The 14,688-nt window shown below is 73.5% G+C and carries 14 protein-coding genes; 6 read left to right on the top strand and 8 right to left on the bottom strand.

Annotation, left to right across the window (positions count from 1 at the left end; all coding sequences use genetic code 11):
• Positions 1 to 4: 4 nt before the first annotated feature.
• The 3 genes from AC1VM9_RS10220 to AC1VM9_RS10210 form a co-directional block, all read right to left on the bottom strand.
• Positions 5 to 991, bottom strand: a complete 987-nt coding sequence (locus AC1VM9_RS10220) for an alpha-ketoacid dehydrogenase subunit beta (protein ID WP_481342900.1) — start codon at positions 989 to 991, stop codon at positions 5 to 7.
• 1 nt (position 992) lies between these two features.
• A complete protein-coding gene (gene pdhA, locus AC1VM9_RS10215) occupies positions 993 to 2,147 on the bottom strand; it encodes a pyruvate dehydrogenase (acetyl-transferring) E1 component subunit alpha (protein WP_481345909.1) in 1,155 nt (384 codons plus the stop codon).
• Between the two features lie 193 nt (positions 2,148 to 2,340).
• On the bottom strand, positions 2,341 to 2,838 hold the full coding sequence (locus AC1VM9_RS10210; protein WP_483122533.1) for a winged helix-turn-helix transcriptional regulator: 498 nt from the start codon (positions 2,836 to 2,838) through the stop codon (positions 2,341 to 2,343).
• Between the two features lie 88 nt (positions 2,839 to 2,926).
• On the opposite strand from AC1VM9_RS10210, the gene AC1VM9_RS10205 reads away from it, so the two are divergent.
• Positions 2,927 to 3,445, top strand: coding sequence for an SRPBCC family protein (locus AC1VM9_RS10205; protein ID WP_483122532.1), 519 nt, complete (start codon positions 2,927 to 2,929; stop codon positions 3,443 to 3,445).
• 46 nt (positions 3,446 to 3,491) lie between these two features.
• Here AC1VM9_RS10205 and AC1VM9_RS10200 read toward each other — a convergent pair whose 3' ends face one another.
• From AC1VM9_RS10200 to hisC, 5 genes are read right to left on the bottom strand one after another with little or no spacing between them, the layout of a single operon-like run.
• A complete protein-coding gene (locus AC1VM9_RS10200) occupies positions 3,492 to 4,859 on the bottom strand; it encodes an AAA family ATPase (protein ID WP_483122530.1) in 1,368 nt (455 codons plus the stop codon).
• Positions 4,860 to 4,868: 9 nt separating this feature from the next.
• On the bottom strand, positions 4,869 to 5,276 hold the full coding sequence (locus AC1VM9_RS10195) for a glyoxalase superfamily protein (protein ID WP_481345906.1): 408 nt from the start codon (positions 5,274 to 5,276) through the stop codon (positions 4,869 to 4,871).
• Positions 5,277 to 5,336: 60 nt separating this feature from the next.
• A complete protein-coding gene (locus AC1VM9_RS10190; RefSeq protein WP_481345905.1) occupies positions 5,337 to 5,945 on the bottom strand; it encodes a hypothetical protein in 609 nt (202 codons plus the stop codon).
• A 47-nt stretch (positions 5,946 to 5,992) separates the two neighbouring features.
• Entirely contained in the window at positions 5,993 to 7,420 is a 1,428-nt protein-coding gene (locus tag AC1VM9_RS10185; RefSeq protein ID WP_481345904.1) for a hypothetical protein, read from the bottom strand.
• A gap of 47 nt (positions 7,421 to 7,467) precedes the next feature.
• The gene (gene hisC, locus AC1VM9_RS10180) at positions 7,468 to 8,505 is read right to left on the bottom strand and encodes a histidinol-phosphate transaminase (protein ID WP_481343669.1); all 1,038 of its coding nucleotides are present in this window, start codon (positions 8,503 to 8,505) and stop codon (positions 7,468 to 7,470) included.
• Positions 8,506 to 8,837: 332 nt separating this feature from the next.
• On the opposite strand from hisC, the gene AC1VM9_RS10175 reads away from it, so the two are divergent.
• From AC1VM9_RS10175 to AC1VM9_RS10155, 5 genes are all read left to right on the top strand, one after another.
• Positions 8,838 to 10,007, top strand: coding sequence for a 6-phosphofructokinase (locus AC1VM9_RS10175; RefSeq protein WP_481343760.1), 1,170 nt, complete (start codon positions 8,838 to 8,840; stop codon positions 10,005 to 10,007).
• Positions 10,008 to 10,011: 4 nt separating this feature from the next.
• Positions 10,012 to 10,389: a phage holin family protein gene (locus AC1VM9_RS10170; RefSeq protein ID WP_481345903.1), complete on the top strand. Its 378-nt coding sequence runs from the start codon at positions 10,012 to 10,014 to the stop codon at positions 10,387 to 10,389.
• A 104-nt stretch (positions 10,390 to 10,493) separates the two neighbouring features.
• A complete protein-coding gene (locus AC1VM9_RS10165) occupies positions 10,494 to 11,690 on the top strand; it encodes an exonuclease SbcCD subunit D (RefSeq protein WP_481345902.1) in 1,197 nt (398 codons plus the stop codon).
• Position 11,691: 1 nt separating this feature from the next.
• Positions 11,692 to 13,236 carry an AAA family ATPase gene (locus AC1VM9_RS10160; RefSeq protein WP_483122528.1) on the top strand — a complete coding sequence of 515 codons (1,545 nt, stop codon included), beginning with the start codon at positions 11,692 to 11,694 and terminating at the stop codon, positions 13,234 to 13,236.
• 280 nt (positions 13,237 to 13,516) lie between these two features.
• On the top strand, positions 13,517 to 14,686 hold the full coding sequence (locus tag AC1VM9_RS10155) for an SbcC/MukB-like Walker B domain-containing protein (protein ID WP_483123992.1): 1,170 nt from the start codon (positions 13,517 to 13,519) through the stop codon (positions 14,684 to 14,686).
• Positions 14,687 to 14,688 lie beyond the last annotated feature (2 nt).

Genomic DNA, 14,688 nt, shown 5'->3' with positions numbered 1-14,688 from the left:
TCGGTCAGTACGCGAGCGCGCGGTCGACGCCGTCGAGGATGCGGTCGAGGTCGGGGAGGAACTCCTCCTCCATCCGGCTCGGCGGGTACGGGATGTTCGCGCCGCCGACGCGTACGACCGGGGCCTCGAGCTCGTAGAAGCACTTCTCGGTGACCTGCGCGGAGATCTCCGAGGCCATGCCGAGGAACGTGCTCGCCTCGTGGACGACGACCAGCCGGCCGGTCTTCTTCACCGACGACACGATGGTGTCGATGGGCAGCGGCGACAGCGAGCGCAGGTCGATGACCTCGATGCTCGTGCCCTCCGACTCGGCGGCAGCCGCCGACTCGAGCAGCGTCTTGACGACGGGACCGTAGCCCACGAGCGTCACGTCGGTGCCCTCGCGCAGCACATTGGCCTCGAAGAGCCCGCGCGGCGCGGACGTCGCGGCGGTGTCGTACTCGGCACGGTCGTGGTAGCGACGCTTCGGCTCGAAGAACATGACCGGGTCGTCGCACGCGATGGCCTGCTGGATCATCCAGTGGGCGTCCTCGGGGTTGCTGCACGCGACGGTGCGCAGGCCCGCGGTGTGGGCGAAGTAGGCCTCGGGACTCTCCGAGTGGTGCTCGGGACTGCCGATGCCGCCACCGAACGGGATGCGGATGACCATCGGGATCTTGATCGAGCCGAGCGAGCGGGCCCGCATCTTGGCGACCTGGCAGACGATCTGGTCGAAGGCCGGGTAGACGAAGCCGTCGAACTGGATCTCGCAGACGGGGCGGTAGCCGCGCAGCGCCATCCCCAGGGCGGTGCCGACGATGCCGGACTCGGCGAGCGGGGAGTCGATGACCCGCTCCTCGCCGAAGTCCTTCTGCAGGCCCTCGGTGATGCGGAAGACGCCGCCGAGCTTGCCGATGTCCTCACCGATGAGCACGACCTTGGGGTCGGCCTCCATGGCCTTGCGCAGGCCGTTCGTGATGCTCTTTCCGAGGGTGACCTTCTCGAGCGCCATCTCAGCTCGCCTCCTCGAAGCTCGCCTTGTAGGCGAGGTAGGCGGCACGCTCGGCCTCCATGACGGGGTGGTCCTCGGCGTAGATGTGGTCCCACATCGTCGCGCCGGGCATCGTCTCCATGCTGATGCAGCCCTGGCGCAGCTCGGCGGCGAACTGGTCGGCCTCGGCGTCGACGCGGCCGAAGAACTCGTCGTCGGCCATGCCCTCGTGGGCCAGGTAGGTCTTGAGGCGCAGGATCGGGTCTCGGAACTTCCACTCCTCCACCTCGGCCGAGATGCGGTACTTGGTCGGGTCGTCGGCCGTGGTGTGGGCGCCCATGCGGTACGTGAAGGCCTCGATGAGCAGCGGGCCGTTGCCGTTGCGGGCCTCGTCGAGGCAGTGCTGGGTCACGGCGTAGGTGGCGAGGATGTCGTTGCCGTCGACGCGCACACCGGGGAAGCCGAAGCCGCGGGCGCGGTGGAACAGCGGGATCCGCGTCTGCTTGGTCACCGGCTCGGAGATGGCCCACTGGTTGTTCTGGCAGAAGAACACGACCGGGGCGTCGAACGAGGCGGCGTAGACGAAGGCCTCGTTGACATCACCCTGCGACGACGCGCCGTCGCCGAAGTAGCAGATGACGGCGGTGTCGCGCTCGGGGTCACCGGTGCCGACGTTGCCGTCCATCTTCACGCCCATCGCGTAGCCCGTGGCATGCAGCGCCTGGGCCCCGATGACGATGGTGTAGAGGTGGAAGTTGTTCTCCTTGGGGTCCCACCCGCCCTGGCTGACGCCGCGGAACAGCTGGAGCGAGCTCTGCGGGTCCATGCCGCGCACGAACCCGACGCCGTGCTCGCGGTAGGTCGGGAAGACGAAGTCGTGCGGCTTGAGCGCCCGACCGGAGCCGACCTGCGCGGCCTCCTGGCCGAGCAGGCTCGGCCACAGGCCGAGCTCGCCCTGGCGCTGGAGCGCATAGCCCTCGGCGTCGAGACGACGGATGAGGACGAGGTCGCGGTAGAAGCTCCGCAGGTCCTCCGGCGTCAGGTCCGCGACGTACTTGTCGTAGTCGGGGTGGGACACGCGCTGACCCTCCGGGGTCAGCAGCTGGATCATGTCCGGGCCGCCGTCGCCGACCGCGGGGGTCGGCTCGTGCAGCTCGGCGACAACCTTGTCGCTCACGTGGGGCTCCTTCGCCGGTGAGACCGGCCTACTCGTTCGGCCCGCGGACGGGGGTCTCCCGCTCGTCGGCTTCTGGGGGCGCAGGGCCGCCGTTCGTGACGACGGACGCCTTCTTGGTCCTCGACCCGGAACTTACCGGAGAGGCCTGCGAATCTCACAATGCGGGACGGCCCGGCCCCACCCGGCCGACGCGTCAGCCCGCCGACGCGACGCGGCGGGGTCGGCGTCGGGCCAGGTACTCGGCGGGCATGCCGGGGCCGACGGCCACCGTGACCTCGTCGACCGCCACCGGCCCGTGCGTCGCGCACGTCGACGCGACCGTGACGGCGTCGCCGCAGGCGGCGTGCTCGTAGAGGATCGGCGGCTCACCGGGAGCGGCCCAACGGTCACCCCACCGGGTCAGGGCCACGAGCGTCGGGGCGAGGTCGCGGCCCTTGTCGGTGAGCACGTACTCGCGCTGGGCGGCCGACCCGGGGACCTCCCGACGCTCCATCACCCCGGCGTCGACGAAGGCGTCGAGGCGGGACTGCAGGACGTTCGTCGCGATGCCGAGGTTGTGCTGGAAGTCGGTGAAGCGCGTGACGCCCGCGAAGAGCGCGTCGCGGACGATGAGCAGGCTCCACCGTTCGCCGACCACCTCGAGGGCCCGCGCGATGGAGCACACCTGGGAGTCGTAGGTCCGTCCGAGCACGTCGCCAGCCTAGCAAAGTGCTTGCATCATGAAAGTCGCCTGACCTAGGGTGCTTGCATCACGCAAGTCACAGCGGAAGGGAACACCCATGGGAACCGACCTCACGATGAGCTTCACGGTCGAGCACACTCCGCAGGAGGTCTTCGACGCCGTCAACGACGTCCGCGGCTGGTGGTCCGGCAGCATCGTCGGCGACCCGGCGACGCTGGGGGCCGAGTGGGTCTACACGGTCCCCGACATCCACTTCTCGAAGTTCCGCACGATCCGGCTCGACCCCGGCGCGGCCGTCGAGTGGCTCGTCCTCGACAGCCTCCTGACCTTCCCCGAGGACAAGGAGGAGTGGACGGGCACGACGGTCCGGTTCGAGATCACGTCCGAGCCGGCGGAGGCGGGTGCGGCCGGCCGCACCCGGCTGACGTTCACGCACGTCGGGTTGCAGGACGGGCACGAGTGCTACGACGTGTGCCGCACGGCATGGAGCCAGTACGTGCTCGGCAGCCTCCGGGACCGCGTGCGCACCGGGGCCGGCGTGCCGGACGCCTTCAGCAACCAGCAGTCCCTGGAGGCAGCCCTGGCCGGCACGGCGGAGGTGCCGGTGGTCCCGTGACCGGGGGACGCGAGCGCCGGCGCCGCGAGCGTCAGCGCCGCGAGCGTCAGCGCCGCGAGCCCCACGCCCACGGCGGCGTCGTCAGGAGGCCCTGCCCGACGACGGCCGTCTCGCCGAGGTCCTTGCGCAGCGTGAGGACGTGGGCCGGCGACCCGAGGCCCACCCGGCGCCCGCCGTCGTCGGCGTCACCGTTGTCGCCATCGTCGGCGTCACCGCCGTGCCCGGCGCCGAGCTCGCGGACGAGGGCCGCCGAGTGCGAGACGACCATGACCTGGGTGCGCTCGGCAGCCCGACGCACGAGCCGGGCCAGGGGCGGGACGAGGTCGGGGTGCAAGGAGGTCTCGGGCTCGTTGAGGACGAGCAGCGGTGGCGGGTCGACCGTGAGGAGGGCGGCGACGAGGAGCAGGTAGCGCACGGTGCCGTCGGACAGCTCGGCCACGCCCAGCGGGCGCAGCATGCCGGGCTGGTGCAGCGCGAGGTCGAACCGGCCGCCGTCGATCGTGACGTCGAGGACCGCGCCGTCGAAGGCGTCGGCGACGGCGCGGTCGAGCTCGCTGCGGCCGTCCTCGCGGATCGTCTGCAGGGCCGCGGCGAGGTCGCTGCCGTCGTCGGCGAGCACCGGCGTGCGGGTGCCCACCTGCGACCGGCGAGCCGGTGCGTCGGCATCGGCCCGGAAGCCGTCGTAGAAGCGCCAGCCCCGGACGAGGCGCCGGACCCTGAGCAGCTCGGGCGCCCGCTCGGGGTCGGCGAGCTCGGTGAGCATGCTCTCCCAGGGGCGCAGTGAGCGGGTCAGCTCGGTCCAGCCGCGTCGGCCACGCGCTCCCCCACCACCGGTGCCGGCCCCGAGCCCCTGACGGCCGACGGGGTCGGACTCCCACTCGTCGTCGGACCCGCCGCCCCACTCGTCGCCCCAGTCGTCGTCGGCGGGCCCGGTGGCGCGGGTCTCGACGACGCCCCAGCGGCGTCGCACCAGCACAGACCCCGGCCGCATCACCGGCCCGGCCCACACGACCTCGCGCTTGATCTCCGGGTCGCGCAGGAACGCCGAGGGGGTTCCGGCGTCGGCCCCGGACGCCTGCTGCGGCAGGCCGAGGTCGACGAGGTAGCCGATGTCGTCGGAGGCAAAGCCCAGTTGGAGGCCGATCGGACCCCTGCGGGTGGTGCCCTGCACCGCATGCCCGCGGCGCGCGCCGCCGAGGGTGGCCGGACCGGCCCACAGCGCCGACTGCAGGCCGCCCTCACGGGCGAGGGCGCCGACGACGTCGCCGCGCCCACAGCCGGCCAGCAGCCGCAGGGCGCGGTAGAGGTTCGACTTGCCGCTGCCGTTGGCTCCCGTGACGACGTCGAGGCCGTGCAGCGGCACGACGACGTCGCGCAGCGAGCGGTACCCCGAGACCGCGACCGCCGTCAGCACCGCCGCGCCTCAGGCGTCGGGACCGACGCCGTCGCCACCGGCACCACGAGACCACGCGGGCAGCTGCTGGAGCGTCCAGCGGTTGCCGTCGGGGTCGCTGAACCGGACGAACCGGCCCCACGGCTGGTCATCCACCTCGGAGGCCTCGACGCCGCGTTCGACGAGCTCGGCGCGCGCCGCGTCGGCGTCGGCGACGACCATCTGCAGGTTGACGATGCCACCGGGCACGGGCTCGGCCAGACCCCTGCCGATGGCGATGGAGCAGGCCGACCCGGGCGGCGTCAGCTGCACGAAGCGCACCTCCTCGCTGACGGTGTGGTCGTGGTCGAGCACGAACCCGACCTGGTCGACGTAGAAGTCCCGCGCACGGTCGACGTCGGTGACCGGCACGACGACGAGCTCCAGCTTCATGTCCATGCGCCCACGCTAGGGCCGGCCACCGACGGCGCCCCCCCGATCCGCCGCGGCCGCGTCGAGCTAGGAGCGCCGGCTGGAGCCGTCGTGCTCGGCGTCCCGCCGGCGCTCGGCCGCACGGTCGCGTTCGACGCGGTCGAGCGCACCATGCCAGGTCCGGAGCGCCACCCGCACCAGGGCCGGCCGCACGACGAGAAGGAGCGCGACGACGACCAGCGCGCCACCGACGACCTCGAGGTGGCCGGCCGGAAGCGTCTGCGACGTCAGGCCGGGCAGCAGCCCGTACGAACCCGCAGGGACACCGACGCGGGCCGCCCACGAGTGCGCCACGGTGACGAACGCCGCCGCCATGCCGGCAGCCCCGACGACCTCGCCGGTGCGTCCGGGCACGACGAGCCACGTGACGACCGCCGCGAGCGCGAGCACGAGCACCACGCACAGGGTCACGAGCGCGAGGAGGTTGGGCGGACCGCTCGCCGCACCGTAGACGGTGCCGTCCTCGGCGACGGTGACCTCGCGTCCCCACGACCACTGCTCGGTCCGGAAGACCCGGTGGAACTCGCCGACCTCGGCCGTCGTGAGGACGAGCGCCGCGGTGGGCCACACCACTGGGGTGGCGGCGAGGAGCACGCCGACGCCTGCCACGAGACCCGCGGGCAGGCGTCCGGGCACCAGCCCCGGGCGACGCGGACGACCCGGAGGGCGCGGCCGGCGACGGTTCATGACGCGTCCGGGTGCCGCGGGCGCTCGGCCCCGTCGGCCTCGCCGGCGTCGTCGCTGAACCCGACGGCTCCCGAGCGCGAGCCCGAGTGGTCGCGGGCGGACGCGTCCTGCAGCGTCGCGATGCCGATGCGCGGGCCTGCGGACCCCGACCTCGTGCCCGATGACCCCGGCCACCCGCCGGGGCCGCCGGGGGCGCGGTCGTCCGAGCCCGGAGCAGGCGAGGCCTCGGTGAGGACCGGACCGAAGGCATCGGGGGCCTCGTCCACCTCGGGCACACCCCGCAACCGGGCCAGCCGGGCGACGAGGCCCGGCCAGCTCGCCCGGGCGGTCCGGGCGGCCGGCCGCGCGGCGACGAGGACGAGCGCCGTCACGAGGAGCCCCACCGACACCCACTGGAGCCAGCCCGTCAGGTGCGTCTCGACCTCCATGAGCGGGTTGTCGCCGTAGAGGCCGGTCATGGTGTCGCCGACGCGCTGGACGAGGGGTGCGCCGAGGCCGAGGACCGCGCAGCCGAGGCCGGCCGCCCCGAGCACCCGTCCGTCGGTCCCGCGGCGCAGGGCGTAGGCGGCGCACGCGGCGACGCAGACGACGATGGACAGCGCGAGGAGCGTCAGGCTGAACGGGTTGGAGACGTCGAACTGGTTGGCGTCCTCCAGCGTCGTGTCGGCGTACCGGCCCCAGCTCCAGATCGACTGACGGAAGGTGTAGCCGCCGGACGGGCCGTCGCTGCGGACACCAACGGTGTGCGTCGGCCAGAACAGCTGCGGCGTCGCGAGCAGCGCCCCGGCGACCCCGAGCGCCGCGACCGGGGCGCGCCCCGCGACCACGGGCGGCAGTCTTCGGGCACCGCCCCGCGGTGGAAAGGTGCCGGGCGGAGACCCGGCCGGCATCGGACGCGTGCGAGGCAGGCGAGCCGGCGCCCGCCCCGTGGCCGTCAGGGCGGACACCATCAGCGCGAGCGCGGCCACGAGCACCACTGCGGCCGCCGTCTCGGCCAGCCCGGCCGGCGTCGACGCGCCCGACGCCGCCAGCCCGTGCACGTCGTCACGGACCGGCCGACCCAGCCGCGCCGGGACGGTCGTCGCGAGCCGCCCGAGGAGGGCACCGGTCGAGACCGGCGCGAGGACGCGGACCCAGTGGGCGTCGGAGGCCAGCCAGGCGACCGTCCCCGCGGCGGCGACGGCCAGCAGGGCCACGAGCGCCACCAGCCCCCAGGGGTTCCAGAGGTCCTGGACCACCGCTCCGCCCGCGCCGAGCTCCTGCGAGCGCCCCCAGCTCCAGTCGTACTGGTCGAAGAGCACGACACCGCTCTCGCTGTCGAGGGTCGTCACGCGCCACGTCGCTGCTACCAGGGAGGGGACCGCCAGGACGACCGCGGCGAGGGCCGTCAGCCCGGCCGGCACGTGCTCGCGCTGCAGCCTCATGACGCCGCCCTCCGATCACCGCGCGACCTCGCACGGTGATCCCATTGTCAGCGCGGGCCGAAGCGCTGCGCCACCTCCAGGAGACGGGTGTTCGCCTCGACCTCGCCGATCGTCACGCGCACGCCGTCGTCGCCGTACTGGCGCACGATGAGGCCGGCCTCCTCGCACGCCTGCGCGAACGCCGTGGACTCGGCCCCCAGCGGGAACCACACGAAGTTGGCGTCGCTGCGCGGCAGGTGCCAGCCCTGGTCGGCGAGGGCGAGGGTGACGCGGTCGCGCTCGGCCACGATCGAGGCGACGCGCTCGCTCAGCTCGTCGAACGCGTCGAGCGACGCGATCGCCGCGACCTGGGCGACGGAGCTGACCCCGAACGGCGTGGCCGTCTTGCGGATCGCCGCCGCGACCGGCGGGTGCGCCACCGCGTAGCCGACACGCAGGCCGGCGAGGCCGTAGGCCTTGGAGAAGGTCCGGAGCACGACGACGTTCGGGTGCCGACGCCACACCTCGAGGCCGCGGACCGCGTCGGGGTCGCGGACGAACTCGACGTAGGCCTCGTCGACGACGACGATGACATCGCTCGGCACCTTCGCCAGGAAGGCCTCGAGGTCGCGCTCGTGCACGCACGGGCCGGTGGGGTTGTTCGGGGTGCAGACGAGCACGACGCGGGTGCGCTCGGTGACCGCGGCGGCCATCGCGTCGAGACGGTGCCGGGCGTCGGCGTCGAGGCCCACCATGACCGGCTCGGCACCGGCGAGCTGGGCCACGATCGGGTAGGCCTCGAAGGAGCGCCACGCGAAGACGACCTCGTCGCCGGCGTCGCAGGCCGCGTTGACGACCTGCGCGAGCACCGCGACGGAGCCGGTGCCCGTCGCGAGGCACTCGGCCGGCACCCCCAGCGCCGCCGCGAGCCGCTGGGTCAGGGCGGTGACCGCCATGTCGGGGTACCGGTTGACCGTCGAGGCGGCGTCGGCGATGGCTGCGACGACCGACGGCAGCGGCCCGTACGGGTTCTCGTTCGACGACAGCTTGTACGCGGTGACGCCGGCCGGGGCGTTCGCGGGCTTGCCCGGCTTGTAGTCGGGCATCCGGGAGAGCACCTCGCGCAGCCGCACCCGGCTCGCGTCGGCGACGGCGTCTGCGTGGCCGGCGTCGACCGCGCCGGCGTCCGTCGGGGCGTCGGTCGCGGCGTCCGCCGGGGCGTCGGTCGCGGCCTCCGTCGGGGCGTCCGTCGGGGCGGGGGTCGCGGTGCGGTCGGCAGCGTCGCTCATAGGGCGCACTCTAGAGGGTGCGTCTCACGCAGGTGCCCGGCCTCTGGACGCTGTCCTGACGCGGTGGCCCCGCTGTGGCTAGGCTCACATCGTCGCGTCAGCGCCGCCTCGACACCCTTCACCATGCCCACACAGCGAAAGTCCAGCTCATGCGCATCGGCATCCTCACCGGGGGCGGAGACTGTCCCGGCCTCAACGCCGTCATCCGCGGCGCGACCCGCGCCGCCGAGGTCACCTACGACAGCACCGTCATCGGCTTCCGCAACGCGTGGCGCGGCGTCATGGACAACGACTACGAGATCCTCGACGTCGACCGGTGCCGCGGCATCCTGCCCCTCGGTGGCACGATCCTCGGCACGAGCCGCGACCAGCCCTTCGCCTACGAGGACGGCCTGACCAAGGTCCGCAAGGCCTACGACCGGCACGGCCTCGACGCCATCATCGGCATCGGCGGCGAGGGCTCGATGGGCGTGGTCAACCGGCTCCACGAGCACGGCTTCCCCGTCATCGGCGTCCCGAAGACCATCGACAACGACATCTCCCTCACCGAGATGACGTTCGGGTTCCAGACCGCCGTGCAGATCTGCACCGACGCCATCGACCGGCTGCACACCACCGCCGAGTCGCACCACCGCGTCCTCGTCGTCGAGGTCATGGGCCGGCACGTCGGCCACATCGCCGTGTGGTCGGGCCTGGCCGGTGGCGCGGCGATCATCCTGACGCCCGAGGAGGCCTTCGACATCGACGAGGTGTGCGAGCGCATCGTGCACCGGCACAAGAAGGGCCGGTTCGCCACGATCGTCGTCGTCGCCGAGGGTGCGGTGCCACGCGAGGGCACGATCGACATCCCGGCGCCCGAGGTCGACAAGTACGGCCACCAGATCCTCGGTGGGATCGGCTCCATCCTCGCCCGCGAGATCCAGGGCCGCACCGGCATCGAGAGCCGCATGACGGCCCTCGGGCACATCCAGCGCGGCGGCTCCCCGGTGGCCTTCGACCGGGTGCTCGGCACGCGCTTCGGCGTCGCCGCCGTCGAGGCCGCGATCGACGGGGCATGGGGGCAGATGGTCGCGCTGCAGCGGGGCCGCATCGAGCGTGTCCCGGTCAAGGACGCCATCAGCCACCTCAAGATGGTCGAGCCCGAGCTGCTCCGGCTCAACTCGATGTTCCAGCCGCGCATCCCCGGCGACGAGCACCCGGGCCTGCCGAACGGCGCCCTCGTCGACACGGGCCTGTCACGGGCCGGCGTCGTCGTCGCCGACGACACGGCGGGTGCCGCCGCGGACCCCGCGATCGAGGGCGAGCCCGTGGAACACTGAGCGCATGCTCATCAACTTCGCGCTCCAGACGGTCATCAACGCCGTCGCGCTGTGGGTCGCCGCGTGGCTCATCCCCGGCATCACGTTCGGTGGGGGGTCCACGGGCCAGGTCGTCAAGACGGTCGTCGTCGTCGCCCTGATCTTCGGCCTGGTCAACGCGTTCATCCGCCCCGTCGCCAAGGTGCTCTCGCTGCCGTTCATCATCCTGACGCTCGGGCTGTTCGTCCTCGTCGTCAACGCGCTGATGCTGGAGCTGACGTCGTGGATCGCGGGCAAGCTGAGCCTGTCCTTCCACGTCGAGCACTTCTTCTGGGACGCCGTCCTCGGCGCGCTCATCGTCACCCTCGTCTCGATGCTGCTCAGCTTCGTCAGGAGCGACTGACGCTGCGCGACCCACGAGCCCGTCCCCGCGACGCCGGGGGCGGGCTCGCGGCGTCCCGGGGTGTCGGCTTCGGCCGTGTCGGCGGGGGGTCCTACCGTCGTCGCATGCGGTTGCTCCACACCTCCGACTGGCACCTCGGGCGGACGCTCCACGGCGTCAACCTCCACGAGGCGCAGGCAGCCGTCCTGGAGCGACTGTGCGAGCTCGTCGAGGACCCGCCCGACGGCGTCCCCGTCGATGCCGTCCTCGTCGCGGGCGACGTCTACGACCGCGGCGTCCCGCCGGTCGAGTCCGTCCAGCTGCTCGAGTGGACCCTCTCGCGACTGTCGGCGGTCACCACCGTCGTCGTCACGTCGGGCAACCACGACTCCGCCATCCGGCTCGGCTACGGCGCTGGGCTGTTCCGCGACCGCATCCGCATGGTCACCGACCCCGGCCTGCTCGACCTGCCGGTCCTGCTCGAGGGCAGCGACGGCGTCCGGGCCGCGGTGTACGGCATCCCCTACCTCGACCCCGACCACGCGCGCGTCGCCCTCGCCGGCGGCGGCGAGCCGCTGCCGAGGTCGCACCAGGCGGTCGTCGCCGCCGCGTGCGACCGCATCCGTGCCGATCTGGCCGAGCGTCCGGGGGTGCGGTCCGTCGTCCTCGCGCACGCCTTCGTGGCCGGTGCCGACCCGAGCGACTCCGAACGCTCGATCATGGTCGGGGGCGTCGACCGCGTGGCCGGCACGGTCTTCCACGGCATCGACTACGCGGCCCTCGGGCACCTGCACGGCCCGCAGGCACCGGACTGCGCCGAGGGTTCGGTCGTGCGCTACTCCGGCTCACCGCTGCGGTACTCGTTCTCCGAGCAGGACCACACCAAGGTCGCGCTCCTCGTCGACCTCGACGCGTCCGGCCCGGCCCGGGTCGCGCCGGTGGAGATCCTGCAGCCGCGGCCGATGGCGACGCTGCGCGGCAGCCTCGAGGAGCTGCTCGACTCGCCGGAGCACGCGTCCGCCGAGCAGGCCTGGGTGCGGGTGACCGTCACCGACCGGGTCCGTCCCGACTCGCTCATGGACCGGGTCAGGTCGCGCTTCCCGCACGCGCTCCAGGTCTTCCACGAGCCCGAGCGCGCGGTCGAGCGGGCGCGCGCGAGCACCACCGTCGTCAGCGAGCGCGACCCACGCGAGCTCGGCTGCGACTTCATCGCCTACGTCACCAAGACCGAGGCGAGCGCGGGTGAGGTCGACGTCTTCGCCTCGGGCTACGAGGCGGCGGTCAAGGCGCAGCACCTGGCCGAGGCGCAGGAGGTGGGGTGACGTGCAGCTGCACCACCTGTCCATGACGGCGATCGGCCCCTACGCCGGCACCGAGACCATCGACTTCGCCGCCGTCGGCCGTGCCGGGCTCTTCCTGCTCGAGGGGCCCACCGGCTCGGGCAAGTCGACGATCATCGACGCCATCACCTTCGCCCTCTACGGCAAGGTGGCCCAGGCGTCGGCCGACGTCGAGCGGATCCACTCCCACCACGCCGACCCGCGCACGGTCCCCGTCGTCACGCTGGTGTTCGAGACCCAGAGCGGCATCTACCGCGTCCAGCGCACGCCGCGGTTCGAGCGGCCGAAGACCCGCGGTGCCGGCACCACGGTGCAGAACCCGTCGGTCAAGCTGTGGCGCGTCCAGACCCCCGACGACCTCCTCGGCGGCGAGCTGCTCTCGACCAACCTCGGCGACTGCGACGACGAGATCACCCGGGCCGTCGGCCTGACCCGCGACCAGTTCGTGCAGACGGTGATCCTGCCGCAGGGCGAGTTCGCGACGTTCCTGAGGGCGCGCTCCGAGGACAAGGGCAAGCTGCTCGAGAAGGTGTTCGGCACGGCGTTCTTCCGCCGCGTCCAGGACGAGATCGTCGAGGCCGGCCGGGCCGCACAGGCTCGCCGGGCCGGCGCGGTCGCCGAGATCCGCGACGCCGTGCACGCCTTCGCCGTGTCCGCCGGCCTCGACGACACGGCGCGCGACGCACTCCTCGAGACGAGCCGGTCGGCCCCGGACCTGCTCACCGCCGAGCTCACCGAGGTCCTCGACGAGCTCGTCACGCGGGAGCGGCACGCGGGCAAGCGCAGCCGCGAGGCCATCGAGGCCCACCAGCAGATGGCATCGATGGTCGGCGACGCGCGGCTGCGCCAGCAACGCCGCGAACGGCTCCTCGAGCTGCAGCGCCAGGACGAGAGCCTCGGCGCGCGGGCCGTGGAGTTCGACGACCTGAGGCGGGCCATGTCGCGGGCCCGGCAGGCTCGCCCCGTGGCCGGCGCGGTGCGCACGCTGGCGCAGAGCGAGGCCTCCCTCAAACGGGCGGAGTCGCTTCTCCTGACGGCACGCTCGAGGGTCGAACCGGCGCTGCGCGACGGGTCGGCGGCCGAGCTGCGGGTGGCCGCGGCGTCGCTGCGCGAGGTCATCGGCGGGCTCGCCGCGGCACTCGACCTCGAGCGGGCCCTGTCGACGCGTCGTGACCGGCTCGACGAGGCGCGGCGGGCGGCCGAGGCCGCTCGGCACCGCCTCGACGCCGTCACCGCCGAGCTTCTCCGCGCTGCCCGCTGCCGTCGAGGAGCACGAGCAGGCGCTCACCGCGGCGCGCGACCTCGTGTCCCTCCTCGACGTGCGCGCCGAGGCCGCCGAGACGGCCCGACGCCGGCTCGAGGCCGCGACCGCCCACGCCGCCGCCGCCGCGCGGCTGCCCGCCGCCGAGGCCGCCGCCACGGCTGCTCTCGAGTCGCTGCGCGCCGGCGAGGCCGAGCTCGCCCGCGTGCGTCGCGCCCGCATCGACGGCATCGCCGGCGAGCTCGGGCTCGCGCTGCGGGACGGTGAGCCGTGCCCCGTCTGCGGGTCCGCCGAGCACCCGGTCCCGGCCCGACCCACGGCCGACGCCGTCACGGCCGAGCAGGTCGCCGAGCACGAGGACCGGGTCACCGCGTTGCGCGACTCGGCCGCCGCCCTCGCGGAGGCGCTCGCCGGGCTGCGCGCCGAGGCCCGCGAGCTGGCGGCGGCTGCGGGGGGCCAGGGCGTCGACGCCGCGCGGGCGGCCGCCGAGCGGGCGGCCGCCGACCTCGCCGCGTCCCTCGCGGCCCGCGACGACGTCACCCACGGCATGCAACGGCTCGCCGCCCTCCGGTTGCGACAGTCCGAGCTCGCCGAGACGTCGACGGCGCTGACGGCCCAGGTCGCGCGCCTCGGGCACGCCGTCGAGCAGCTCGCCGACCGAGTCGCGTCCGAGGCAGCCGAGGTCGAGGCCGCCCGCGACGGCCACCCGAGCGTCGCGGCCCGCCGCGGAGCCCTCGTGGCCCGGGCCGGCCACGTGGACGCCCTCGTCGATGCCCTCGCTGCCCGCGACGTCGCGCGAGCCAGCGTCGCGGAGGACGAGGCCGCCCGCGACGCCGACCTGCGCGCCGCCGGGTTCACCGACCTCGCCGAGTGGCTCGAGGCCGACCGGCCGATGGAGTGGATCACCGCCAAGGAGAAGGAGATCGCGGACTTCGAGACCGCGTGCACCCGCGTCAAGGCGGGCCTGTCCGGGCCCGAGCTCGCCGACGTGCAGCTCGACGCGCTCTTCGACGACATCGAACCGATGGTGGCCCTGGAGCGGACCGCGAAGAAGGAGATGGAGGAGGCGGCCCGCGAGCACGGCGCCCTCCGCGGCCAGGTCAGCCGCACCAAGCAGCGCGTCGGTGACATCACGGCCGCCCTCGAGCGCAACGCGGCCGTCATCGCCGAGACCGCCGACGCCGTCCGCGTCGGGCAGCTCGTCGCGGGCAACGGCGACAACCAGCTCAACCTCGACCTCGCCAAGTACGTCCTCATCCGGCGGTTCACCGAGGTTCTGTCGGCGGCCAACACCGAGCTGGCGCGGTTCTCCGGGGGCCGGTACACGCTCGAGCACACCGACGCCAAGAAGGGCAACGCCAAGTCCGGTCTCGGGGTGCGGGTCCACGACATGCTCACCAACCAGGTTCGCGAGGTCGGAACGCTCTCGGGCGGCGAGACCTTCTACGTGTCGCTGGCCCTCGCCCTGGCGCTGGCCGAGGTCGTCCGCGCGGAGTCCGGCGGCGTCGACCTCGGCACGCTCTTCGTCGACGAGGGGTTCGGCACGCTCGACCCCGACGTCCTCGACGACGTCATGCAGACCCTCGAGGGGCTGCGCGAGGGCGGCCGCACGGTCGGCATCATCAGCCACGTCACCGAGCTGAAGTCGCGGGTGGCCGACCGCATCGAGGTGCTCGTGCGACCCGACCGCACGTCGACCCTGCGCGTCACGGCCTGAGC

The organism is Monashia sp. HAY1-11D (genome assembly GCF_056868035.1).
Note: the sequence above shows the minus strand (reverse complement) of the source record. Positions and strands in the feature narration are given on the sequence as shown.